21 protein-coding genes, 1 tRNA gene and 1 pseudogene are annotated in these 23,371 nt (G+C 74.0%); 10 read left to right on the top strand and 13 right to left on the bottom strand.

All coding sequences use genetic code 11. The features are described 5' to 3' along the window. Positions 1-106: 106 nt before the first annotated feature. Positions 107-1,639: a hypothetical protein gene (locus MF406_RS04755; protein ID WP_242896843.1), complete on the bottom strand. Its 1,533-nt coding sequence runs from the start codon at positions 1,637-1,639 to the stop codon at positions 107-109. A gap of 134 nt (positions 1,640-1,773) precedes the next feature. Continuing rightward, positions 1,774-2,562, bottom strand: coding sequence for a hypothetical protein (locus MF406_RS04750; RefSeq protein ID WP_242896842.1), 789 nt, complete (start codon positions 2,560-2,562; stop codon positions 1,774-1,776). A 278-nt stretch (positions 2,563-2,840) separates the two neighbouring features. Here MF406_RS04750 and MF406_RS04745 point away from each other — a divergent pair, with 278 nt between their 5' ends. Beyond that, positions 2,841-3,761, top strand: a complete 921-nt coding sequence (locus MF406_RS04745) for a sulfite exporter TauE/SafE family protein (protein ID WP_242896841.1) — start codon at positions 2,841-2,843, stop codon at positions 3,759-3,761. Positions 3,762-3,848: 87 nt separating this feature from the next. Here the strand turns inward: MF406_RS04745 and pth are convergent, their stop codons facing one another. Together pth and MF406_RS04735 are read right to left on the bottom strand one after the other, a co-directional pair. After that, a complete protein-coding gene (pth, locus tag MF406_RS04740; protein WP_242896840.1) occupies positions 3,849-4,439 on the bottom strand; it encodes an aminoacyl-tRNA hydrolase in 591 nt (196 codons plus the stop codon). 112 nt (positions 4,440-4,551) lie between these two features. Beyond that, positions 4,552-5,181 carry a 50S ribosomal protein L25/general stress protein Ctc gene (locus MF406_RS04735; protein ID WP_242896839.1) on the bottom strand — a complete coding sequence of 210 codons (630 nt, stop codon included), beginning with the start codon at positions 5,179-5,181 and terminating at the stop codon, positions 4,552-4,554. A gap of 274 nt (positions 5,182-5,455) precedes the next feature. On the opposite strand from MF406_RS04735, the gene MF406_RS04730 reads away from it, so the two are divergent. After that, positions 5,456-6,178 carry a dienelactone hydrolase family protein gene (locus MF406_RS04730; RefSeq protein ID WP_242896838.1) on the top strand — a complete coding sequence of 241 codons (723 nt, stop codon included), beginning with the start codon at positions 5,456-5,458 and terminating at the stop codon, positions 6,176-6,178. A 100-nt stretch (positions 6,179-6,278) separates the two neighbouring features. Here the strand turns inward: MF406_RS04730 and MF406_RS04725 are convergent, their stop codons facing one another. From MF406_RS04725 to MF406_RS04715, 3 genes are all read right to left on the bottom strand, one after another. Then, positions 6,279-7,259, bottom strand: a complete 981-nt coding sequence (locus tag MF406_RS04725) for a ribose-phosphate diphosphokinase (protein WP_242896837.1) — start codon at positions 7,257-7,259, stop codon at positions 6,279-6,281. Beyond that, complete coding sequence (gene glmU / locus MF406_RS04720) at positions 7,256-8,860, bottom strand: bifunctional UDP-N-acetylglucosamine diphosphorylase/glucosamine-1-phosphate N-acetyltransferase GlmU (protein ID WP_242896836.1); 1,605 nt, start codon at positions 8,858-8,860, stop codon at positions 7,256-7,258. Before glmU ends, MF406_RS04725 begins: the two co-directional genes overlap by 4 nt. A gap of 457 nt (positions 8,861-9,317) precedes the next feature. Beyond that, a tRNA-Gln gene (locus MF406_RS04715) sits at positions 9,318-9,389 on the bottom strand. Positions 9,390-9,712: 323 nt separating this feature from the next. Here MF406_RS04715 and MF406_RS04710 point away from each other — a divergent pair. From MF406_RS04710 to MF406_RS04700, 3 genes are all read left to right on the top strand, one after another. Beyond that, complete coding sequence (locus tag MF406_RS04710) at positions 9,713-10,318, top strand: TetR/AcrR family transcriptional regulator (protein WP_242897682.1); 606 nt, start codon at positions 9,713-9,715, stop codon at positions 10,316-10,318. A gap of 158 nt (positions 10,319-10,476) precedes the next feature. Next, complete coding sequence (locus tag MF406_RS04705; protein WP_242896835.1) at positions 10,477-11,457, top strand: ABC transporter ATP-binding protein; 981 nt, start codon at positions 10,477-10,479, stop codon at positions 11,455-11,457. Beyond that, on the top strand, positions 11,445-12,653 hold the full coding sequence (locus tag MF406_RS04700; RefSeq protein ID WP_242896834.1) for an ABC transporter permease: 1,209 nt from the start codon (positions 11,445-11,447) through the stop codon (positions 12,651-12,653). Before MF406_RS04705 ends, MF406_RS04700 begins: the two co-directional genes overlap by 13 nt. A 328-nt stretch (positions 12,654-12,981) precedes the next feature. Here the strand turns inward: MF406_RS04700 and MF406_RS04695 are convergent, their stop codons facing one another. Next, positions 12,982-13,308 (bottom strand): type II toxin-antitoxin system Phd/YefM family antitoxin, encoded by a 327-nt coding sequence (locus tag MF406_RS04695; RefSeq protein ID WP_242896833.1) that lies wholly within the window; start codon positions 13,306-13,308, stop codon positions 12,982-12,984. A 143-nt stretch (positions 13,309-13,451) separates the two neighbouring features. Here MF406_RS04695 and MF406_RS04690 point away from each other — a divergent pair, with 143 nt between their 5' ends. Then, the gene (locus MF406_RS04690; protein WP_242896832.1) at positions 13,452-13,739 is read left to right on the top strand and encodes a hypothetical protein; all 288 of its coding nucleotides are present in this window, start codon (positions 13,452-13,454) and stop codon (positions 13,737-13,739) included. Positions 13,740-14,147: 408 nt separating this feature from the next. Further along, entirely contained in the window at positions 14,148-14,771 is a 624-nt protein-coding gene (locus tag MF406_RS04685; protein WP_242896831.1) for a MarR family winged helix-turn-helix transcriptional regulator, read from the top strand. A gap of 187 nt (positions 14,772-14,958) precedes the next feature. On the opposite strand, the pseudogene MF406_RS19010 reads toward MF406_RS04685, so the two are convergent. The 3 genes and pseudogenes from MF406_RS19010 to MF406_RS04665 form a co-directional block, all read right to left on the bottom strand. After that, positions 14,959-15,311, bottom strand: a pseudogene (locus MF406_RS19010) (DUF5615 family PIN-like protein). Continuing rightward, a complete protein-coding gene (locus MF406_RS04670) occupies positions 15,308-15,538 on the bottom strand; it encodes a DUF433 domain-containing protein (protein WP_242896828.1) in 231 nt (76 codons plus the stop codon). Before MF406_RS04670 ends, MF406_RS19010 begins: the two are co-directional and overlap by 4 nt. 691 nt (positions 15,539-16,229) lie before the next feature. Then, positions 16,230-16,847 carry a PIN domain-containing protein gene (locus tag MF406_RS04665; RefSeq protein WP_371744651.1) on the bottom strand — a complete coding sequence of 206 codons (618 nt, stop codon included), beginning with the start codon at positions 16,845-16,847 and terminating at the stop codon, positions 16,230-16,232. Positions 16,848-16,855: 8 nt separating this feature from the next. On the opposite strand from MF406_RS04665, the gene MF406_RS04660 reads away from it, so the two are divergent. Next, on the top strand, positions 16,856-17,554 hold the full coding sequence (locus MF406_RS04660) for a hypothetical protein (RefSeq protein ID WP_242896826.1): 699 nt from the start codon (positions 16,856-16,858) through the stop codon (positions 17,552-17,554). A gap of 80 nt (positions 17,555-17,634) precedes the next feature. Then, on the top strand, positions 17,635-18,393 hold the full coding sequence (locus MF406_RS04655; protein ID WP_242896825.1) for a hypothetical protein: 759 nt from the start codon (positions 17,635-17,637) through the stop codon (positions 18,391-18,393). A gap of 157 nt (positions 18,394-18,550) precedes the next feature. Here MF406_RS04655 and MF406_RS04650 read toward each other — a convergent pair whose 3' ends face one another. Beyond that, a complete protein-coding gene (locus tag MF406_RS04650) occupies positions 18,551-20,506 on the bottom strand; it encodes an ABC-F family ATP-binding cassette domain-containing protein (protein WP_242896824.1) in 1,956 nt (651 codons plus the stop codon). 348 nt (positions 20,507-20,854) lie between these two features. Here MF406_RS04650 and MF406_RS04645 point away from each other — a divergent pair, with 348 nt between their 5' ends. Then, the gene (locus MF406_RS04645) at positions 20,855-21,712 is read left to right on the top strand and encodes a PIG-L deacetylase family protein (protein ID WP_242896823.1); all 858 of its coding nucleotides are present in this window, start codon (positions 20,855-20,857) and stop codon (positions 21,710-21,712) included. 247 nt (positions 21,713-21,959) lie between these two features. Here MF406_RS04645 and MF406_RS04640 read toward each other — a convergent pair whose 3' ends face one another. After that, entirely contained in the window at positions 21,960-23,348 is a 1,389-nt protein-coding gene (locus MF406_RS04640) for a family 43 glycosylhydrolase (protein ID WP_242896822.1), read from the bottom strand. Positions 23,349-23,371: the final 23 nt, after the last annotated feature.

Raw genomic sequence — 23,371 nt, 5'->3', positions numbered from 1 at the left:
CGCGCACGAGGCGGGGAAGGGGCCATGGATCGGTGCCGGCACGGTGGGACCCGACCTACGTCAGGACTGCCGCGCCGGCAGGTCGGCCGGGCCGTGCCGGAAGCGGTTACTGCGTGGCGACCTGGACGTCGGCGGCGTGCCGCAGCGCAGCCGTCAGCGCCGGGTCCTTGGCGGCGAGGTTGTCCTGGCCCGGGAGGTACTCGTCGAAGTCGAACCACCCGAACGACTCGCCGCCGACCTGGGCGACGTACTCCGCGCCCTCCCGCACGATCTTGGCGCGCTCGGCACGGGCGGCCCCACCGATCGGCGCAGAGCCGTCGACCGGTGAGCCGGCGGCGGTGACGCCCCACGGCACGCCCGGGGCGTACTTCTCGGAGAACGCCTCGATGCGGTCGATGCCCGCTCGCATGGACCGGCCCTCGGGCGGGTACAGCGACCAGGAGATGAAGTCCACGTCGGCGGGGTCGAAGAACTCGGCGAGCGCCTGCTCCCCGCCCCAGGGCTTCTTGTTGTACGGGTCGATCGTCCACTCCTGCAGGTGGACCGCGTTGCGCACCCCGTAGGGCCGGACCAGGTCCGCCATGGCGGCGACGGTCCCGCGGAACTGGGCGCGCTGCGCCGGGGTCGTGAAGTCCTCCTCCGGCTCCTGGTGGTAGGCCACGGTCATCTTGTCGCGCCAGGCCTGGGGCAGGTGGTCCAGGAAGTCCCGCACGCTGGCGGGGTCGTCGCCCTTGGGCGAGGCGATCACCGGCAGGCCCTCGGGGTGCCGGGCGACGAGGTTGGCCCACCCCTGGCTCCACCGCATGTCGCCGGGGAAGTAGGCGAACAGGGCGGTGCCCCACCCGGCGTCGTGCCGGGTCTCGAAGGCCTCGAGCGTGGAGTTGCCCCGGTCCGGGCTGGGCGAGACGTACACCGGCAGCTCGCCGGTGCCCTGCTGGACGACCTGCGCGGCGCCGGCGGCCGCTGCCCGTGCATCCGCGCCGGGTGCCGCCGGGGCTGCCGGGGCGGGGGCTGCCGGGGCCGCCGCAGCGGCCGCACCGCCCGTCGGGACGACGCTGAGCACCGCGGCCCGGCCGGCGCCGTTCTCCCGGGCGGCGACGCGGGTGATCCCGCCGTCGTCGCGGGTGAGGGCGAACGAGACCTGCGCCCCGGGCTCGAGGTCGACGTCGAGCGGGATTGTCACCCGCTGCCAGCCGCCGGTGAGCTCGGTCTGGCCGAGCACGGGACCGACGGCGGGCGCGCCGCCGGCGGCCAGGTCCGCCTCGTCCCAGCCGGAACCGGTGGCGTGGACCTTGAGCGTGCCGGCGGTGCCGCTGAGCACCTCGAGCACAAGGCGGGCCTGGCCGGCGGACACCGGCGTGAAGCGCAGGTACCCGACCTTGGTGGCGGCGCCGTCGGCACCCACGGCGACCTTGGCGGCGCTGCCGGTGGCGTGGTCGGGCCGGGTGGAGGTGGTGTAGGTGTCGGCGCTCGCGGTCACCCGGACCTCGTCGGCCGCGGCGCTCGGCAGCGCCAGCGGGCCGACCAGAATCGGGAGCGCCAGGGCGGGCGCGAGAGCGGCGATGCGGGGGCGTCGGGCCCGGCGAGCGAGGTGGTCGCGGGCTGCGGGGGTACGGAGCGAGTCATCAGTTCTGGTCACGGCGTCCTCAGTTGTCCTTCTGCTCGGGGGACTCGCGCTCCGGGCGCGGTCTCGGCCGCACTGGACCCTAGGGGTTCGGCTACACATGTCACAAGAAGGTAACGGTCACTGTGAGGCGTCGCACATCGAGTGCGCTAACCGTCCGCAACGTCGACCACGAGCCGGTTCGGGTCGGTGAGGAGCTGGACCCGGAACGGGCGAGCCGGACCCACGAGGCCGATGTGGGACGTCGCGCCGGAGGCGGTCTCCTCGGCGGGGGCGACGGCGAGGACCTGGGCGGCCTCCTCCGGCGGCGCCGGCGGGGCGGCCGGCCCGGGGGCGGTCCCCGTCAGCGCCACCCGCAGCACGCTCTCCGCTCCCTCGGGCGGGACCGACCCCGGCTCGGCCACGTACCCCACCTCCCAGCCGGGGAAGCCGGTGCCGGAGAGCGCGTAGACGACCCGGTCGTAGCCGTCCTCGCGGCGGACCTGCACCTCCTCCAGGACGAGCGCGGGACCGTCGAACGCGTCCTCCATGCTGGTCTCGTCGGGGCCGACGAAGTCGGGCGGGAGCGGCGCGGGCGCGGCCGCGGAGCCGTCGCCGGACGCGCCCTCCGGGGCGTCCGGGGCCCCGGCGTCCCCGTCGCCTGCGTCCGGTGCGTCGGCGGCGTCGGGTGCGTCCGCCGGTTCGGTGGGGTCCGGGGCGGACGGGTCCTCGCCCGACGGCGGCTCGGCCGCTGCGTCCTCGTCCCCGGTGGCGTCCGCGCCCGCGGGGTCGTCGTCCGTCGGTTCGGCGGGCTCGGTCGTCTCGGCCGGCTGCGCTGCGGTCTCGGTGGCCGGGCCGCCGTCGTCGGGCTCCGCGGTGCAGGCCGCGAGGAGCAGCAGCGCGGCCAGCCCGCCGACGACGCGCCACCTCGCCGGCGGGGGGATGTGCGAGGCGACCATGGCCACTCCCTGAACGCAGCGATGCCGGACGAGCCCCGAGTGACGCGAGCGTAGCGGCGCGGACGGCCCGCCGCGCCGCTTTCGGCGTCCGGGTGCGTCGGCAGGCCTGCCGCCAGCACGTCCGCCCACCGCCAGCACGTCCGAGGGCCGTCCGCGCCGGGGAGTCCCGCTGCCCGGCGTTCGCGTCCGCGCCGGGCCCGGTGGTGGCACGATGTGCCGATCACCGAGGCCGTGCACCGGCTCCCGCCCGTGCGCCTGGACGAGATGGGGCCCCGCGCATGGCCGACCTGCTCACCCTCGACGCGGCCGCGCTCGTCCTGGTCAGCTTCGGCGTCGGCATCGTCGTGGGTCTCACCGGCATGGGCGGCGGCGCCCTGATGACGCCGGCGCTGATCTTCCTGGGGATCCCGCCGAGCGCCGCCGTCTCCAACGACCTGGTGGCGGCCGCGGTCAACAAGTCCGTCGGGGCTGCGGTGCACTGGCGGTCCGGGTCGCCGAACCTGAAGCTGGCCGGCTGGCTCGTGCTCGGCTCGGTCCCGACGGCGTTCGTCGGGGCGTTCGTGCTCCGCGCGGTCGGCGAGGGCGAGCTCCCCGAGGACCTCCTCCGGACCGCCATCGGCGTCGCGCTGCTCCTCGCCGCGCTGACCTACTCGGCGCGCCGGCTGCTGTCGCTGCGCCGCGCCGCCGTCGGGCAGGCGCCCGTCGGCACGGTCCAGGTGCGGCCGGTGGCCACGGTCGCGGTGGGCGCGGTGGGCGGCTTCCTCGTCGGCCTCACCTCGGTCGGCTCCGGCTCGCTCATCATGGTGGCGCTGCTGCTGCTCTACCCGGCGCTGTCCTCGGTGCGGCTGGTGGGCACCGACCTGGTGCAGGCCATCCCGCTCGTGGTCGCCGCCTCGGTCAGCCACGTGATCGTCACCGGCGTGGACTGGCTCGTGCTGGTCCCGCTGCTGGTGGGCGGCCCGCCGGGCACCTACCTCGGTGCGCGGCTCGCCGGGCGGGTCCACCCCCGGGCGGTCCGCCGCGGGATCGTGGTCGTCCTGACCCTGACCGGGCTGACGCTGGTGGGCGCCTCCCCGGTCGCCGTCGGGATCATCGGCGCGGCGCTGCTGATCTTCGGCCCGCTCGTCTGGACGCTGGCCCGCCAGGCCAGCGGGGCCGGTCGCTGGGTCCCGCCCGTCGACGCCGTCGCCGACGACTGACGGTGCAGGGACGAGGGGCTTGGCCCCGCCGGGCGGCGCACGAGGCCGCCGCCGGCGGCGGCCGACGACGGCGGCCGCTTCCTCGGGTCAGGCGGTGTGCAGCCGCTGCTGGGTCTTCTCCAGCCCCACCGTCACCAGCTCCTCGACGGCGTCCGCGGCCTCCTCCAGGGTGACCGCCAGCTCGGGCCGCTCGGCCGCGGAGAAGTCCCGCAGGACGTAGTCGGCCGGGTCCATCCGGCCCGGCGGGCGGCCGATGCCGACCCGGAGCCGCAGATAGTCCCGGGTGCCGAGGGCCGCGGAGACCGACTTCAGGCCGTTGTGCCCGCCCTCCCCGCCGCCGCGCTTGAGCCGCAGGGTGTCCGCGGGCAGGTCCAGGTCGTCGTGCACGAGGAGCAGGTGGCCGGGGTCGACGTCGTAGAACTTCACCAGCGCGCCCACCGGCCCGCCGGAGACGTTCATGTAGGAGGCGGGCTTGGCCAGGATCACCCGGGGGCCGGGGGCCCCGCCCGGCCCGGTGCCGAGCCGGCCGTCGAGGACCAGGGCGCGGGCCTTGTGCGTGGTGAAGGAGCCGTTGGTGCGCCGGGCCAGGACGTCCAGCACCATCTGGCCGACGTTGTGCCGGTTGCCGGCGTACTGGGCCCCGGGGTTGCCCAGCCCGACGACGAGCCACGGGCTCATGACGATCCTCCTCGGTCCGGCCGCGCGCTACCTCGCTCCGGGCGCGTGCTACGCCTTGCACGGCGAAGCGCCCCGGGGCCGACGGCGGGACCCGGGGCGCGTCGCGGCGGGCTCAGGCGCCGGCCGGCTCGGCGGCAGGCGCGCCGGCCTCGGCGCCGGCGGCCGCGGCGGCCTCGTCGGCCTCCAGGTCCTCGGCACTGGCCCGCGGGGTGGAGATGACGACGACGACGGTCTCCGGGTCGTCCTCGATGCCGGCGTCGGAGGGCCGGGGGATGTCGGCGACGCGGACGACCGCGCCGTCCTCGAGGCCCTCGACCGGGACCGGCACCGACTCGGGGATGCGGGTGGCGGGGACGTTGACGGTGATCGTCTGCAGCTCGAGCTGGTGGATGGTCCCGGGCGCGGACTCGCCGGTGACGTGCAGCGGGACCTCGACGGTGACCCGCTCGCCGGCCCGGACGATGACCAGGTCGACGTGCTCGATGTGCCGCTTGACCGGGTCACGCTGGACGTCCTTGGCCAGGGCCAGCTGCTCGGTGCCGTCGACGTCGAGGGTGAGCAGGGCGTTGGCGGAGTCCTTCAGCGCCAGGAACGTCTCGTGGGACGGCAGGGCCAGGTGCTGCGGCTCGGTGCCGTGCCCGTAGAGGACGGCGGGGATCAGGCCGGCGCGGCGGGTGCGGCGGGCGGCGCCCTTGCCGAACTCGGTCCGGCGGGTCGCGGTGAGCTTGGTGGTCTCGGCCACGGGAGTCTCCTTGGGGCTGGTCTCGGTCGCGGTGGCCTCAGCGTGGGACGTCGGGCGGACGGCGCGAGCAGGCACCACCGCGTCGAATCACGGAGCCGGGGGCGGCGCGCCGCTGCTGGCGGCCACCGCGGGCCTGGAGGCCCGTCCGGCGTCCCTCGCCGAGGCAACCTGCCCATCCTAACGGCACCGGCCGGGCCCGCTCGACCGGCCGTGTGAGAGCAATCCCACCGGGCCCTGCGGGACACTGACGCCACCACCGAGACCAGGAGCCGCCATGCCCAGCCCGACCGCCGACAATCTGCCCAGCCCGGCCGCCACCGAGGTGCCCACCGCCGACGGCCCGATGCCCGCGCAGCTGTGGCGGCCGCCGTCGGGCCGCGGGCCCGGGCTGGTCCTGGTGCAGGAGATCTTCGGCGTCAGCGCGTACATGCAGGCCCGGGCGGCCGACCTGGCCGGGCTGGGGTACCTCGTCCTGCTCCCCGACCTGTACTGGCGGCTCGGGGAGACGGTGGACGAGTCCCGCCCGGACGTCCTGGAGCAGGGTCTGGGGCTGATGGCGCGGCTGGACTTCGGCGCCGCGGTCGCGGACACCGCCGCCGCCCTGGCGGCGCTGCGGGCGCGGCCGGAGGTCGACGGCGGGGCCGGGCTGGTCGGGTTCTGCCTGGGCGGCGGGATCGCCTTCGCCGCTGCGGCCTCGGCCGCCCCGGACGTGCTGGTGTCCTACTACGGCTCGGCGCTGCCCGACCTGCTCGACCTCGCCCCCGCGGTGACCGCACCGTCGCTGCACCACTTCGGCACGGCCGACGACTACCTCCCGATGGAGCAGGTGGAGCGGATCCGGCAGGCCGTCGAGCGGCCCGGCGTGGAGGTCCACCTCCACCCCGGCGCGGGGCACGCCTTCGACAACCCCTCCCCCGCCTTCCACCACGCCGAGGCGTCCGCGGCCGCGTGGGCGCAGACGGTGGAGTTCCTGCGCCGAGAGCTCCCGGCGGCCTGAGCCGCCGTGCCGCGGACGCCGGGCGAGTCCGGTCCGGGGGCAACGTCGGCGGGTCAGCGGCTCGATGACGCCCGGCGAGCCAGGGCTTGCCGACGGCGGCTCAGGCGTTGCCGTCGAACAGCGAGGTGACCGACCCGTCGTCGAAGACCTCCCGGATGGCCCGGGCCAGCAGCGGCGCGATCGGCAGCACGGTGAGCTTGTCGAACCGCTTCTCGGCCGGGATGGCCAGGGTGTCGGTGACGATGACCTCGCGCGCCCCGGACTCCGACAGCCGGTGCGGCGCCGGGTCGGAGAGCACGCCGTGGGTGGCCGCGACGATGACGTCCGAGGCCCCCGCGGCGCGCACCACCTTCACCGCCTCGGTGATCGTGCCGCCGGTGTCGATGAGGTCGTCCACCAGGATGGCGGTGCGGCCCTGGACGTCCCCGACCACCCGGTTGGCCACCGTCGAGTTGGGCCGGTTGATGTCCCGGGTCTTGTGCACGAACGCCAGCGGCGCCCCGCCGAGGCGGGCGGCCCACTGCTCCGCCACCCGGATCCGGCCGGCGTCGGGCGAGACCACCGCGACGTTCCCGACGTCCACCCGGGTGCGGACGTAGTCGGTGAGGATCGGCATGGCCCACAGGTGGTCCACCGGGCCGTCGAAGAAGCCCTGGGTCTGCGCGGCGTGCAGGTCCACGCTGAGCAGCCGGTCCGCGCCCGCGGTCTTGAACAGGTCGGCCACCAGCCGGGCGGAGATGGGCTCCCGGCCGCGGTGCTTCTTGTCCTGGCGGGCGTAGGGGTAGAACGGCGCGACGACGGTGATCCGCTTGGCCGAGCCGCGCTTGAGCGCGTCGACCATCAGCAGCTGCTCCATCAGCCACTTGTTGATCGGCGTGCCGTGGGACTGCAGCACGAACGCGTCGGTGCCGCGCACCGACTCGGCGAACCGGACGTAGATCTCGCCGTTGGCGAAGTCGTAGGCGGTGGTGGGCAGCAGCTCGATGCCGAGCGCGCTGGCGACGTCGGCCGCGAGGGCGGGGTGGGCGCGGCCGGTGACCACGACCAGCCGCTTGGCGCCGCTGGTGACGATCCCCGTCATCGCTCGCGGCCCTCCGCCGCGCGGGCGGCATGGTCCCGCGGTGTCTGCGGCTCCGGGCCCGGCCGGGCCCGCTCGGCCCGCGCCTGCGCGCCCAGCCCGCCGCCGCCGTCGGCCAGGGCCCGCTCGGCGGCCAGCGCGGAGGGCGTGCCGGCCCGGCGGCGCAGCACCCAGCCCTCGAGGATCCGCTGCCCGGCCCCGGTCACCGACAGCGCCCCGGGCGGGACGTCCTCCCGGACGATGGTGCCGGCCCCGGTGTAGGCGCCGTCGCCGACGGTCACCGGCGCGACGAACATGTTGTCCGACCCGGTGCGGGCGTGCGCGCCGATCGTGGTGCGGTGCTTCGCCACGCCGTCGTAGTTGACGAAGACCGAGGAGGCGCCGACGTTCGAGCCCTCCCCGATGGTGGCGTCGCCGACGTAGGTCAGGTGCGGGACCTTCGCGGCGGGGCCGATCTGGGCGTTCTTCGTCTCCACGAAGGTGCCGATCTTCCCGCCGGTGCCCAGCTCGGTGCCGGGCCGGAGATAGGCGAAGGGGCCGACCGTGACGTCCGCGCCGAGCACGGCGCCCGCGCCGTGGGTGCGGACCACGGTGGCGCCGGGGCCGACGGCGACGTCGGTCAGCGTGGTGTCCGGGCCGACGCGCGCGCCCTCCGCGACCCGGGTGCGGCCGTGCAGCTGGGTGCCGGGCAGCAGCGTCACGTCCGGCGCGAGCTCGACGGACACGTCCACCCAGGTGCTGGCCGGGTCCACGACGGTGACGCCGGCGCGCATCCACCGCGTCAGGGTGCGGCGGTTGAGCTCGGCGCCCAGCTCGGCGAGCTGGACCCGGTCGTTGACGCCGGCCACCAGCCAGGGGTCGGCCACCGTGACGGCGCCGACCCGCCGGCCGCGGGCGTGCGCGGCGGCGATCACGTCGGTGAGGTAGACCTCGCCCTGGTCGTTGTCCCGGCCCAGGCCGCCGAGGGTCTCGCGCAGCACGGCGGCGTCGAAGACGTAGGTGGAGGTGTTGATCTCGCGGACCTGCCGCTGCTCGGGGGTGGCGTCGCGCTCCTCCACCACGCCGACGACGGCGCCGCCCTCGCGCAGCACCCGGCCGTACCCGGTGGGGTCGGCCACCGTGGTGGTGAGCACGGTGACGGCGTTGCCGCCGGCGGCGTGCGCGGCGAGCAGCTCGGTCAGGGTGGCGGCGTCGAGCAGCGGGGTGTCCCCGGCCGTGACGACCACCGGCCCGGTGAGCACCGGCGGGGCCGGGTCGTGGGCGGGGGCGCCGGGCCCGTCGTGGCCGGCGACGGCGGCGGCGTGGGTGGCGGCGTCGAGCGCGGACAGGGCGCACTGCACGGCCCGCCCGGTGCCCGGGACGGCGTCCTGGTCGACGACGAGGACGCCGCCGTCCACCGCGGTGGCGTGGGCGGCGACGGCGTCCCGCCCGTGCCGCACGACCACGGCCAGCCGCGCCGGGTCCAGCCCGCGGGCCGCGGCGAGCGCGTGCCCGAGGAGGCTGCGCCCGCCGATCTCGTGCAGCACCTTGGGGGTGCGGGACCGCATCCGGGTGCCCTCCCCCGCGGCAAGGACGACGACGGCGGCAGGTTGGGTCAGGCTCACGCCGGCTCCCTCAGGATGGTCACCGCCCGGCCTCGCTCCGGGCGTCGTGCACGGGCCACTCTATCGTCGGGCCGGTGGGCGCCGACGCGGCCGTCCGGCGGGCGACGGCGACCCGGCGCGGTCCTCGCGCCGGGGCTATCGCCCCCGTCGGGCGCCTCTGGCCCCTGGGACGGGCAGGAGACCGGGCACCGGCCGCGCATCGACCCGGAGGGACGGCGGGAGCGGAGCGGATCCGCTCGAAGGTCGCCCGGAAATCGAGGAGGTCCTGGTGGACGAAGCGCAGCACGCGGGCACCGGCCTCGGAGCGCGTCCTCGCGGGTCTTCTCCATCTCGACGAGGCGCCCGGGGCGCCCGCGGCGAGATCGCGGTCCTTGATCATCCCGTCGTACTCGCACAGCAGTCGTCCTCGCGCAGCAGGAGCCAGTCCTCCACCCGCCAGCCCATACCCGGCCACCGGCTCCGCCCCCAGGATTCGAACCCGGACCACAAGGCACCAAAGGCCTGCGTGCTGCCGTTACACCAGGGCGGAACGCGCTCGTGCCCGCGCTCCTGCCGGCGGCGGAGCGCGCTCGCGCACCTCAGTCTGCCAGCCGCCAGACGGGCGCCGCCGGCCCGCGTCGGGGCTGTCCCGACCCCGCGCGACCGCTCCGGCCGGTCGCGCGGCGGCTCCGGTCGGTCGCGGGGCTGCTCCCTCCGGTCGCGGGCTACTCCGGCCGATCGCGGGGCGGCTCCGGCCGGTCGCGGCGCGGCTCCCGCCGGCCCGGGGGCCGCGGATCAGCGCCCGCTCGCCGGCGGCCAGCAGGCATGATGGGGACCGTGGCGTCGCAGAAGGCACGTGCGCCCCGGGCGCGGATGACCGGCAGCCAGCGCCGGGAGCAGCTGGTGCGCGTCGCCTGCAGCCTCTTCGCCGAGAAGGGGTTCGAGGGCACCTCGGTCGAGGAGGTGGCCGCGCGGGCCGAGGTCTCGAAGCCGGTGGTGTACGAGCACTTCGGCGGCAAGGAGGGCATCTACGCCGTCGTGGTGGACCGCGAGGTGCAACGCCTGCTCGGGATGCTCACCACCCAGCTCTCCGCCGGCGGGCACCCCAAGGTCGTCGTCGAGCGGACCGCGCTGGCGCTGCTGGACTACATCGAGGCCAACACCGACGGCTTCCGCATCCTCGTCCGGGACTCCCCCGTCGCGCAGGCCACCGGCACCTTCTCCTCCCTCATCGGCGACGTCGCCAGCCAGGTCGAGCACCTGCTCGCCGAGCAGTTCCGGGTCCGGCGCCTGGACGCCGCAGCCGCCCCCATGTACGCCCAGATGCTGGTCGGGATGATCGCCCTGACCGGGCAGTGGTGGCTCGAGGCCCGCGAGCCGGACAAGACCGAGGTCGCCGCGCACATGGTGAACCTGGCCTGGAACGGGCTGTCCGGGCTGGAGCGCCGGCCGCGGCTGCAGACCCTCGAGCGGCGCTGAGAGATCTCGCCGCCGGCCGCCGTCAGCCGCCCGCGGCCAACGACACCGGCCGCCGTCGTCCGAATACCGGCGCGGCGCCGCCCGGGGGGCAGGACCCGGCTGATAACCTGCGCGCGGCCGCCGATCCCCGCCCCGATGACCCCTGCCCGAGGAGCCAGATGAGCGCGCTCGAGATCGACCATCTCAACAAGACCTACGGCACGCTCCGCGCGCTGCAGGACCTCACCTTCGACGTCCGAGCCGGGGAGATCTTCGGCTTCGTCGGCTCCAACGGCGCCGGCAAGACCACGGCGATGCGGATCGTCCTCGGCGTCCTGGCCGCCGACTCCGGGGAGGTCCGCTGGGAGGGCCGGCCGCTGGATCTCACGGCCCGCCGGCGGGTCGGCTACATGCCCGAGGAGCGTGGCCTGTACCCGCGGATGAAGGTCGGCGAGCAGCTGACCTACCTGGCCCGGCTGCACGGGATGTCCCCGGACGCCGCGCGGGAGGCGATGACCTACTGGACCGACCGGCTCGGCGTCGGGCCGCGGCGCGGGGACCACGTGGAGAAGCTGTCCCTGGGCAACCAGCAGCGGGTGCAGCTGGCCGCCGCGCTCGTCCACGCCCCGGACGTCCTCGTCCTCGACGAGCCCTTCTCCGGCCTGGACCCGGTGGCGGTGGACGTGATGAGCGCGGTGCTGCGGGAGCGGGCCGACGCCGGGGTGCCGGTGATCTTCTCCTCCCACCAGCTGGACCTGGTCGAGCGGCTGTGCGACCGGGTCGGGATCATCCGCGCCGGCCAGATGGAGGCCCTGGGCACGATCGAGGAGCTGCGCACCACCGAGGACGCCCGCTGGCTGCTCGACGCCGGCCCGGCCGTCGACGCCGACGCCGTCCGGTCCTGGGCGGTCCCGGGCACCACCGTCCTCGGCCCGGCCCGCCGGGCCAGCGGCGTCGTCGTCGCGCTCGACGGCGAGCCCGCCGCCCGCACGCTGCTCACCACCGCCCTCGGCCACGCCGCCGTGCGGGAGTTCTCGCCGCTGCGGCCGACCCTGACCGACCTGTTCCGCGACGTCGTCAGCGCGGAGGAACCACCGCCCGACGGCGCCGCCGATCCGGCCGCCGTCGGCCAGCCGAAGGAGGCCGCATGGACGCGCTGAGCACCGTCTGGATGGTCGCCAAGCGCGAGGTCAGCACCCGCCTGATGACCAAGGCCAACATCATCTCGATGGCGGTGATGCTGGCGGTCATCCTCGTCGGCACCGTCGTCGGCGGGTACTTCCTGAACCGGGACAGCGAGCCGGACACGACCGCCGTCGCCGTCGACACCACCGCCGCAGAGCTGACCGGGCCGCTGGAGGCGGCGGCCGCCGAGCAGGACCTGCCCCTGGAGGTCTCCACCCTCTCCCGCACGGAGGCGGAGGAGCGGATCCTGCCCGCGGACGACGCCGACCCCTCCCTGGACGCCTTCGTCGGCGGGGACCCGGCCGCGCCCACCCTGATGACCGCGGAGGAGCCGGACGAGGAGCTCCAGCAGGTCGTCTCGACGGCGGTGCAGGCCTACGTCATCGACACCCAGGTCAGCGAGCTCGGCGGGGACCCCGCCGCCTTCCGCACGGCCCTGGCCCAGGCCGTCCCCCAGCTCGAGGTGCTCCAGGAGGACGAGAGCTTCTTCGACGGACCGGGGTACCTGGTCGCCGTCATCATGGTGACCCTGCTGCTCTTCACGCTGGTCAGCACCGGCAGCACGATCGCGATGGGAGTGGTGGAGGAGAAGACCTCCCGGGTGGTCGAGATCCTGCTGGCCACCATCCGGCCCACCCAGCTGCTGGCCGGGAAGATCATCGGCATCGGGATCTACGGGCTCATCCAGATCCTCCTCCTCGGCGGCGCCTCCGCCGCCGCGGCGGCCTACCTGGGGCTGACGGACACCTTCGAGCTGGACCTGGGCGCCGCCCTCGTCTGGCTCGTCGTGTGGTTCCTGGTGGGGTACCTGCTCTACGCCCTGCTCTTCGGCGGCTTCGCCGCCCTGGTGTCCCGGCAGGAGGACATCGGCTCGGTGACCACCCCGCTGATGTTCCTGATGTTCGTCCCGTTCTACGTGACGATGTTCATGGTCACCTCGGACCCGGACAGCACGGCCGTGCGGGTCATGTCCCAGGTGCCGTTCTTCGCCCCGTTCATGATGCCGGTGCGGGACGCCTTCAACGCCGTGACCACGTGGGAGATGGCGCTGTCCCTCGCCATCGCGCTGGTGACGATCCCGCTGCTCGTGTGGGTGGCGGCGCGGGTGTACCGCCGGGCGGTGCTGCACACGGGCGGGCGGATGAAGGTCACCGAGGCGCTCAAGGGCTGAGGCGGGCGCGGTCGGCCGTCGGGGGACGGGCGGCGGACGGTTCCGTACTGCGGTTCCGGTCAGGCCCTCGGGACCCACGTCAACGGGACCGGCGAGGCCAGCGGGACCGGCTAGGCCAGCGGGACCGGCCATGGCCGCGCCGACGACGGCGGGATCCGGGCCGCCACCGTCCCGCGGGCGTCCGGCGTGGGCCAGGCGGGGGAGGTGCTGACGATGGCGTCGGCGTCGTCACTCGAGCGTCGACCATCGGCGCTCGTGGGCTCGTCGCTCGCGCTCGTTGGCCCGTCGATGAGCAGCGGTTCGGAGGCGGAGGTGTCGAGCTACCCGATCATCGGCGTTGCTCGGCCACAAGGTCGCTGACCGTCCCGGTGCCGACGACGGGCCGCGGGGCGGGCACCTTCCGGGTTCGGGCCCCTCGGACGCGGCCCTGGCTCACAACCTGCTCGAGCCGGCCGGTCCGGTCGACCGGCACGATGCGGGCGATCGGCCAGCCATGATCGGTCACGGTGACCGTGCGACCGTCGCGGACCTGGGCGAGGAAACGGCTCAGACCGTCACGCAACTCCTGCACTTCGGCGTTCACGGTGCAGCCCTCCGCGGCTAGGTCGTCCACGTTGTCGCGGCCATCTTGCCGCCCCACCACGTGCCCGGCCACGGAAGAGCACGGGGCTCACGCTGGAAGCCTCCGGGCGGGGCCCTTTGGTCGGTTGTTTCCCCACGGTGGGTACGGGGACACCCCGATGGCGGTGCCCGGGGTTCACCCTCATCGGCGCGGCGATCGCCTATGGCGCTGCCCAAGTGGCAGTCCACACCGCCAGGCATGGGGCGGAGCGCCAGGAGTGGTGGGACCGTGCCGAGTGGGCGCTGAACCTGGCCCGCTCCGACGAGCGGAGGGACCGCCTGATCGGCCTGCGTGCGCTCGAAGCGCTGCGCAATGAGGCTATGCAGATCGAGTACGGCCTCATCATCGCCGTGACCGAGGAAGTGACGGGCGGCATGGACACCGGCGGCAGTGTGCCGGACAATGCAGACGGAGGAGGTGGTGATAGTGGGGACGATGCGCGGCCGACCGAGCGCGCTCGCTGAGCGAATCGCTGCCGGCAAGGCCGACCCGATCAGTGACGAGGAGCGCCAGATCGTCGCGGGCTTGCGAGCCGACTACGAGAAGAAGTACGGGCGAACCCCGACCAGCACCACCAAGAAGTGGCCCAGGACGAAGCGAACGCGAACGAGCAGGCCGCAGGCGTAGTCGCCTAGAACGAAAGAGAGGACCGCCCCAGGTCGGTACGGTCCCTCCCTTGCATGTGTGCCACCCAGCCTGCCGGCCTGGGCCCGTCATCGAGGCGGCCTGGCCGCCCCGCCTCGTCGGCGCCCGGATCCAGATCCAGTATCTCGATGTCAAGTAATCTCAAGCGCATGAGCGCGCGCCGGCCGACGAACCCCGGGGACCGTCGTGACCCTATCGTGGGGCCGACGGGCCCGCGCGCGGAGAACATGCGCAGCCGCCAGGCGCTCGCACTTCCCGACGACGCGAGACATCCCCAGACGCCCGGACCGCCGGAACGCTCCGGCCAGCCCTACACGCCTGCGCACCCGGACGACGGCCAGCTCGGCCCGCCGGCCGAGCGCCGGGACGAGGTGGACCGGATCGTCGAGGCGTGGCGGCGGGAGCGCCCGGACCTGCACACCATGCCGCTGCACGTCTTCTCCCGGGTCACCCGCCTCGCCCGGCACCTGGACCTCACCCGGCGGAAGGCGTTCACCGAGCACGGCGTGGAGGCGTGGGAGTTCGACGTCCTCTCCGCGCTGCGCCGGGCGGGCGAGCCGTACGAGCTCACGCCCGGCCGGCTCATCGCCGAGACGCTCGTCTCCTCCGGGACGATGACGAACCGCATCGACCGGATGCAGGCGCACGGTCTCGTCGTCCGAGCAGCCGACCCCGCGGACAGGCGGGTGGTGCAGGTGCGGCTGACCGCCGAGGGCAGGCGACGGGTGGATGCGGCGATGTCGGCGCTGCTGGCCTCCGAGGACGAGCTGCTCGGTGGCCTCGACGACACCGAGCGGGCGGTCCTCCGGGACTCCCTGCGCACGGTGCTGCTGCACTTCGACGAGGCGTGACGACGACGCCGGCGCCGTTGGTTCTGGGCCACAGCTGGAGGTACTACGCAACCACGCCAGGTGGGTCCCGCAGGCCGCCGTCGCCGAGGAGGGCGACCTCGTGGTCGGGAGCATGCCTGCTATAGGGAGACCGGACACAGCCGTGGGCACGTCCTGGTGACGGTCGGGATGAGGGATCCGCCTACTCCTAACCGTGAACGATCAGCACCTCGCGGTGGAACTTTACGAACTTGGCTTCGGTGAAGGCCGCAGCGATGTCGTCCAGCCGTTCGTCGAACAGTGCGAGCAGATCGTCATTGCGGATATTTCCCGTGGCGACCAGCAGCAATCTCTCCGGCGAGCTCGTGGCAAGATAAGCGTAATGGAAGTCAGCGTCCTTTGTCACCACCACTCGCCCTCCCTGTCGGCGATGGCGGCAATCTCGGCGTCCGGCACGAGGACGCCACCCGGGAGCGACACCGTGTGGACAGCGTCGTGGCCCTTCAACCTCAAGTAGGTCGCAAGGCGAGGGGGTAGTTGAGCATCGACGAGGAGCTTCACGGGCCCGTGATGACCACGTGACGTCCACCTGACGCGGCCGCACCGTACTCGAGGGCCGCGAGGAGATCCTCACGCTCCAGGTAGGGGTAGTCAGCCAGAAGCTCATCGAACGACATACCGCTGGCCAGGAGCTCGAGGATCGTCTCAACCGTGATGCGCATGCCGCGGACCGTGGGTTTGCCATGGCATACCCCTGGGTCGACGGTAATGCGCTCCAAACGGGACATGCCAAGAGGATACTCCGGGCTTCCCACCAGGCACCATGCGCCGCAGACCGCCTGGGCGGGTGACTCACGGAGCAAGGGCCACGACCGCTGACTCTGGTCGGTCACTCCGGCAGCGTCCTGCCGGGTGACGCCCAGAAGGTGGCGGTCAGGCGTCGTCGCTGCGCCGGAGCGTCTGTCGGTGTCGTCCCCAGCGCCGGCAGGACCACGACGAGTGAGCCCGCTGCTAGATGCTCAGCACCTGCGCTCCCAGCACCAGTGCCGACACCAGGACCAGCCGCACCCCGGCTGTCGCGACCCAACCACGCCGACGCCGGTGACCAGGGCGACGGCGACCTTGGCGAGGATCGTTGAGGACCTGAGAAGACGCTCGCGAGACTGAGAGGATGGGGAGCCATGGCGACGGGCCCCAGAAGCGCCTCCAGGGCCGCCTGGTCCGAGCGGGCGAGCAGGCGCTGTCCGACCACCAGTTCGTCAGCCCGATCGACGTCCTGGTCGGTCTCGCCTGGTTCGCTCCGTCCGCTGTCGACCGGTGGCGCCCAGGGGCGCGTTCCGTTCCTCGAAGCGGAGGCACAGGCCAAGAATCGTGGCCTCTTAAACCTCGCCTACTGCAGGGCCTGTCGTTGAATCTGGGGGGTAGGTTCGGGGGCGTCGGAGCAATCTTGGGGGCCGGCTCGGGGCTGGTCTGCGCCTCTCACTGAATTAGCTCACGCAGCCCCGGCGCGACGGAGAGAAGTTCTACGGTTGCCGTCATCTTGTACCGCTCGTCGAGGAGCGTCAGTAGACCGGACGCTGTGAGTTTTGGGCCGTGCCGTCCACTGCGCTCACATATCGCGATCACGGCCCGGCATGCCTGCGTGAGGTGCTGCCGTACCGTGTCGTAGGCAAAGTCCCGTGCCGGTACTGCGTGGATCGACGCGGGGAGCTTCGCTGCCGGGAAGTGCTTGACGTTCTCCGTGACAATGACTTCGGCGCCACCCACGACCGCGGCGGCGACGACATGCTCGTCATGGGGATCCGGCAGGCTGTAGGTGCCATCTAGGGGCTCCCAGTCCGTGACGAGCGCGTCGTCGAACGCCTGCGACATCTGGTTGATCAGCCTCTGTGCGGACCTCTCGGCCTCACCTTCGGGCGTTCCTCGCTCGACGAGCTTCTTGGCCTCGTGGTAGACCAGTTCGTCGAGAATTGCCGGGCTCCACACCGGGCGAGAGCCCCGGGCGGTGACGTCACGCCGTCGCCCGTGACCAGGGCGACGGCGACCTTGGCGAGGAGGGTCGAGAACCTGAGAAGACGCTCGCGAGACTGAGAGGATGGGGAGCCATGGCGACGGACTCCCAGAAGCGCCTCCAGGGCCGCGTGGTCCGAGCGGGCGAGCAGGCGCTGTCTGACCACCAGTTCGTCAGCCCGATCGACGTCCTGGTCGGTCTCGGCTGGCTCGCTCCGTCCGCGGTCGACCGGTGGCGCCAGGGGCGCGTTCCGTTCCTGGAAGCGGAGGCCCAGGCCAACCTCGCCAAGCTCTCCTCGGCCATGAAGTACTTCCGCAGCTGGGCACGGGAGCGTGGGCTACGGCCCAGCGAGACGGCCTACGTCGCCCGCACCCGCGACCGCCGCACGCTGCGGTTCAGCGCGAGCGGCGCTCCGGACATCGAGCGCGCCTACCGCACGCACTGGGTCTCCCCCGACCTGTCCGCGAAGAAGCGCCAGCGACTGGCCGAGCAGCAGAGCAAGCCGCCGGATCTCGTGGTGATCTCGCCGCGCAGCGCCTTCACCTGCACGGAGTGCGGCGAGTCCGGCGAGGGGCTGCTCATCATGGAGGACGCCGGCCCGCGGTGCCTGTCCTGCGCCAACCTCGACCACCTGGTCTTCCTGCCCGCAGGTGACGCCGCCCGCACCCGTCGGGCGCGGAAGGCGAGTGGACTGAGCGCGGTGGTGGTGCGGTTCAGCAAGACCCGGAAGCGCTACGAACGGCAGGGCGTGCTGGTCGAGGAACAGGCACTGGCCGATTCGGGGGAGCGATGACCGAGGGACGGGCACGGCACGTGGTCGCCGCGGCAGACCCAGGCGTGGTCGACGTTGCGAAGATGCCATACGAGCTGGACGTGGCAGACGCGCGCAATGCCCCTCAGCTGTGGCGGCTGCTGGTGTGGGGGAACGGATCGGAGCATGAGCCGAGGATCGCTGTCGAGGCGTTCCGCCGGCTGCACGGTGCGGGCAAGCCGCACCCGTTCGACTCCGCACTCCTGCTGTTGACGGACTGGCGGTGGCGCCGGACCAGCGCCCGGGTGCTGGCCGGCGTGCTGGAGTCCGGGCTGCTGGAGGATGCCGAGCAGGATCTGCTCGCCGACGAGTTCCTGTGGCAGGACGAGGTGCGGTACGTGCATCCCTCCGGCTGGTTCGGGGAGGCCTTCATCGAGCACGAGATGGGCCCCTCGGACCAGACCCCCGCACCGCCCCGAGAGATCCGCATCGACCCTGCCACACCGGTGACCAACCGCCGCGAGGTGCGTCCCCCGCTGCGGACGTGGGCCGCCCGGCGGTGCCTGGTGCGCCGGCGGTCCAGCGTCGCGGACGTGCTCCGCCGGGCCCGGGCATTGCCGGCCCGCGACGGCGCCGCGGTGGTGACCGGGGCGGTGCACGCCGTCGGCGCGCTCGACGCCGGTTCGGTGCGCACGGTCATCGACGCGGCCCTCGGGTGGCCGCACCAGGGACCGCGGCTCGCGGCGCTGAAGCATCTGGCCGAGCACGGCGAGGCCGATCGCGCCCGTGCCCTCGCCGCCGGCGACCCCAACGCCTCGATCCGTGCCTGGGCAGCCCCCTCGCCGCCGGACCCCGCCGGCGAGCCCACCCTGTTCGACTGACGGCCCGGGGGGGCGAGCCCGCTCTGTTCGACTGAGTGCCCGCGGGCGCTCCGTACACTCGGTCAGTCGCCAGCACTCGCACGCCCGCCGTCGGCCGGCAGCGGCACCGGGCGCACGTCAGGAGCGTCCTCGCGCGAGCAGGGAGCGGCCGCCGGCGTCAGCCGACGAGCTCGGACAGCTCGAGCCAACGCTCTTCCAGCTGCGCGACCTCGGTCTCCAGCTGCCGCACCCGGTCGGTGTGCTGCCGCAGGCCCTCGTAGTCGCTCTGGTCGTGGTCGGCCAGGCGCTGGTGCACCGCCTCGATGCTTCCCGACAGCTTCTCCAGGCGTCGTTCGATCGCGCCGATCTCCTTCTGGGCGGCCCGACGCTCCGCGCCAGTCATGGCGGACCGTTCCTCGGACTCGGCCGGGACCGCCGAGGCCGCCGTGGCGCCTGGTCTGTCCGACGCCGCCTGCTTGGCCTGCGCCCGGCGCAGCTCGAGGTATTGCTCGACCCCGCCCGGCAGGTCCCGCAGGCCGCCGTCGCCCAGCAGGGCGACCTGGTGGTCGGTGATCCGCTCGAGCAGGTACCGGTCGTGCGAGACGACGACGAGCGTGCCCGGCCAGCCGTCCAGCAGGTCCTCGACGGCGGCGAGGGTGTCGGTGTCCAGGTCGTTGGTGGGCTCGTCGAGGAGCAGGACGTTGGGCTCGGCGACGAGCAGGCGCAGGAGCTGCAGCCGGCGCCGCTCGCCGCCGGAGAGGTCGGCCACCGGGGTCCACGCCCGCTCGCGGGTGAACCCGAGGCGCTCCACCAGCTGGCCGGCGGTGAGCTCCTTGCCGCCCACCTGCACCCGGCCCCGGACCTGCTCCACAGCCTCGACCACCCGGAGGTGGGCGACGGCGTCGAGCTCGTCGGTCTCCTGGGAGAGCTGGGCGACCTGGACGGTCTTGCCCCGCCGCACCCGCCCAGAGGTGGGCTGCTGGGTGCCGGCGAGCAGCCGGAGCAGGGTGGACTTGCCGGCACCGTTGACGCCGACGAGGCCGACCCGCTCCCCCGGTGCCAGGCGCCAGGTGACGTCGGCGAGGACCACCCGGCCGCCGTCGGGAGCGTCCCCGGCGTGGCCGCCGTCGGGAGCGTCCGCGGCGTGGCCGCCGGCGGCGGCCCGGGGAGCGGCCGGCGCGGCGGGCTGCGGGTCCCCGGGGCGCGGCGGGTAGACCACCGTGACGTCCTCGAGGTCGAGGACGTCCTTGCCCAGCCGGGCGGTGGCCAGCCGGGTCAGCTCGAGGGGGTCGCGCGGGGGCGGCTCGTCGGCGACGAGGGCCGCGGCGGCGTCGAGCCGGAACTTGGGCTTGGCGGTGCGGGCCGGCGCGCCGCGGCGGAGCCAGGCGAGCTCCTTGCGGAGCAGGTTGGCTCGCTTCTCCTCCGCCAGGGCGGCGGTGCGGGACCGCTCGGCGCGGGCGAGGACGTAGGCGGCGTACCCGCCCTCGTAGGTCTCCACGTGCCCCGGTCGGGGCGCCCGCCCGCCGGGACCGTCGTCGCCCGGGACGACCTCCCACACCGCGCTGCAGACGGCGTCGAGGAACCACCGGTCGTGCGTGACGACGACGAGGGCCCCGGCGCCGCGCCGGTAGCGGGCCTGGAGGTGGCGGGCGAGCCAGTCCACCCCCTCGACGTCGAGGTGGTTGGTCGGCTCGTCCAGCACGAGGACCTCGGCGTCGGTGGTCAGGACGCGGGCGAGGGCGACCCGGCGGCGCTGCCCGCCGGAGAGGGTGCCGACGGCGGCGTCGAGGGGGACGTCGGTCAGCAGGCCAGCGTGGATGTCCCGGACGGTCGGCTGGGAGGCCCAGACGTGCTCGGCGACGCCGGGGTGGACGACGTCGCGCACGGCAGCCTCGGGCGGGAGGTCGTCGGCCTGGTCCAGGGTGACGACGCGGGTGCCGCCGGCGCGGGTGACCCGCCCGGCGTCGGGCTCGCGGCGGCCGGCCAGCAGCGCCAGCAGGGTGGACTTGCCGGCGCCGTTGCGGCCGAGCACGCCGACCCGCATCCCGTCCTCCAGGCCCAGGGTGACGCCGGCGAGCAGGGGCCGGGCGCCGACCACGGCTCCGACGCCCTCCAGCCCGAGGAGGTGGCTCACGAGGTCGTCCGGGTCGGTGCGTGCACGGGTTCCAGTGTCTCAGGCACGGCGGGGCTACCGGGGACCGGCGGCATGGGGACGTTGGCGTACTCGGTGCTCGCTGCGCCAATCCCGGCCTCGCGTCGCGCCCGGCGGCTTATGCGGCAGTCGGCGTCACCGTGTCGGTCGCGCCTGTTGCCTCTGTCGCGTCGGTCGCGTCGGTCGCGCCAGTCGCCTCTGTCGCGGGATCGCGTCTGTCGCGTCGATCGCGTCCGTCGCGTCGCTTCGGTCGCGTCGATTTGCGTCGGTTGTGTCGATTGCACGAAAACTCCTTGACCCGCCTCGCCGGGCGCGCGGACCCTCTCCGGCATGGGCGCACGCACCCTCCTCCAGGTCGTGGCACATCCCGACGACGACGCCTACGGCGTGGCCGGCACCGTCGCCCTGCACGCCGCCGACCCGGGCTTCCGGTTCGTCCTCGTCCACGCCACCGACGGCGGCGCGGGCGACATCCGCGACGGCTTCCCGGCCACCCGGGAGACCCTCGGGTCGATCCGCCGCGCCGAGGACGCCGCGGCCTGGCGGGCCCACGGCCGCCCACCGGACCGGCACGAGTGGCTCGGGCTGGACGACGGCGAGGTGAGCCGGGTGCCAGAGGAGGAGCTGGCCGGCCGGATCGGGGAGATCCTGGCGGAGGAGAAGCCCGCCGTCGTCGCGACCTTCGGCCCGGACGGGCTCACCGGCCATCCCGACCACATCGCCGTCGGCGCCGCGACCGACGCCGCCTTCCGGCAGGGCGCCGCGGCGGGCCTGCCGGGTTTCCAGCGGCTGGTCCACGCGGCGCTGCCCCAGACGGTCTTCGAGCGGTGGAACCACCGGCGCGCGGCCCGCGGCCTGGCCGTGTGGGACCCGACGGCCGTGTACCACCTGCGCGGCGTGCCGGACGAGGAGGTAGGCGTCACGGTGGACACGACCGCCGTGTCCGCCCGGGTGCTGGCCGGCCTGCTCGAGCACCGCAGCCAGCTGCACGTCATCGCCGAGGACCCCGCCGACCTGGTCAGGTGGGAGCGGACGCTGCGGCGCGAGCACCACGTCATCGCCTGGCCGCCCCGGCCGCCCGGCGGGCCCCGCCTGCCCGACCTCTTCGCCGGGCTGGAGCAGCCCGAGGAAGCGGTGGCGCACCACGACACGGCCGCCCCGTCTGGGCGATCCAGCCTCGCTACCTGAGCGGCCCGCGCCCCGGCCACATCCCAGGCGCACAGGTCCCGTCCCGCGCCGGCTGCACCGCTCGCGCGGGAGCTTTTCCCGTGGCCCGGCGCCTCGGTGGTTCCCTGGCGCCCTACCTGCGCGCGGGCGGGGCGCGCATCATGATTCACCAGCACCACTTCACCCGTCCCCGGCACGGCACCGCGCACGGATGTGTGTGCGGCCGTGCCGGCGAGGTGACCCTGGCTCGGAGGCAGCGCCGTCGATGTCAGCCGGCCGTGCTCAGGACCGCCGGTCCCACCTGCACGCCCCCGTCGGCCGCGTCGATCACCAGGGCTCGTCCAGGCTTGCTGCACAGACGGGTGTTCAGGGCGACGTCGTCGACGTAGAGGGTGGCGATGTCGCCGTCGACCACCAGGTCGAGCGTGTGCTCGACGCCCGGTGCCACGGTGAACGGGCGCTCGAGCCCCTTGTTGTCGTTGCGGTGCCAGGGGAGGTTCGGCCTGCGGTCGAAGACCAGCCGCTGCTCCCCGACGTGCAGGCGGAACTCGTACGCGTCGCCGGTGGCAGGGTCCTCGAACAGGCGCAGCCCCACGGACCGTGTGCCGTCCGTGACGGTGAACGTCGTGCTGAGCAGGGCGAGCTCGGGGACGGCGTCCACGACCGAGCGCTCCACGAGGGAGTCGGTGCTCGACAGCGCGAAGGCGTCGGCCCGGGCGACCTCCTGGGCCTGCAGCGCCTCACGAACCGTGCCCGGGATACGGACACCGAGGGATCCGTCCGCGCGCTGGACCACCTCGTGCACGACGAGCGTGCCGCCCCACTGCCACAACGCCATGTCGTCGTCGTGCTCGCGGGTCGGCACCCAGCCCACGAGGTACCGCCGCTCGCCGTCGCTGACGGACCGGGCCGCGTAGTAGGCCCGCCCGTCGAAGGCGTCGTCGACGGGTGCGGTCCACGGTCCCTCCAGGGACCGGCTCATGCGGTACACGGTCTTCGACCTGTCGCTGTACTCGGTGGTGAGCAGGTACCACCAGTCGCCGATGCGGAACAGGTCCGGCATCTCGTGCATGCTGTAGAGGCCGGGCGCCCAGAAGTCTCCCCGGAAGTCCCAGGTCTGCAGGTCCTGCGAGGTAAAGCTGACGGTCGAGCCGGTGAGGATCTTGTCCCCGTCCGCCTTCCGTGCCCCGAGGATCATCAGGTACTCCTGCGCCTCGTCGTTCCACAGGACGAACGGGTCGCGCCAGTTGTCCGGGTCGTAGCCGGGCTGCGGCGGCACGAGCTCGGTATCGGTCTTGGTCCAGGTCAGCAGGTCCGGGCTGGTGGCGAGCATGAGCACCTGGGCCGACCTGCCCTGGGCCGAGTAGTCGCGGTTGTACCCGGTGTACATGGCGTAGTAGGTGCCATCTGCCTCGAAGATGCTACCGGCGAAGATGAACTGGTCCTGGTCCTCGTCCCCGCCGCGCGCGATGACCTCACCGAGGTCCTCGAACGTGACGAAGTCGGTGGTCCGGGCCAGCGCCCAGCCGAAGGGTTCGCCGAACGGTCCGGGCTTGCGCGTGTCGCGCTGGTGGAACAGGTAGAAGGCGCCGTCGTGGAAGAACGGCATGCAGTCGCCGAACCAGGTTCCCTCGTGCTGGTAGTACAGGTTAGGCACGGTGGTGGTGCTCCCTTGTCTGT

It is taken from the genome of Georgenia sp. TF02-10 (assembly GCF_022759505.1).
Classification (GTDB): domain Bacteria; phylum Actinomycetota; class Actinomycetes; order Actinomycetales; family Actinomycetaceae; genus TF02-10.
This window is presented reverse-complemented; position numbering and strand designations above follow the sequence as displayed.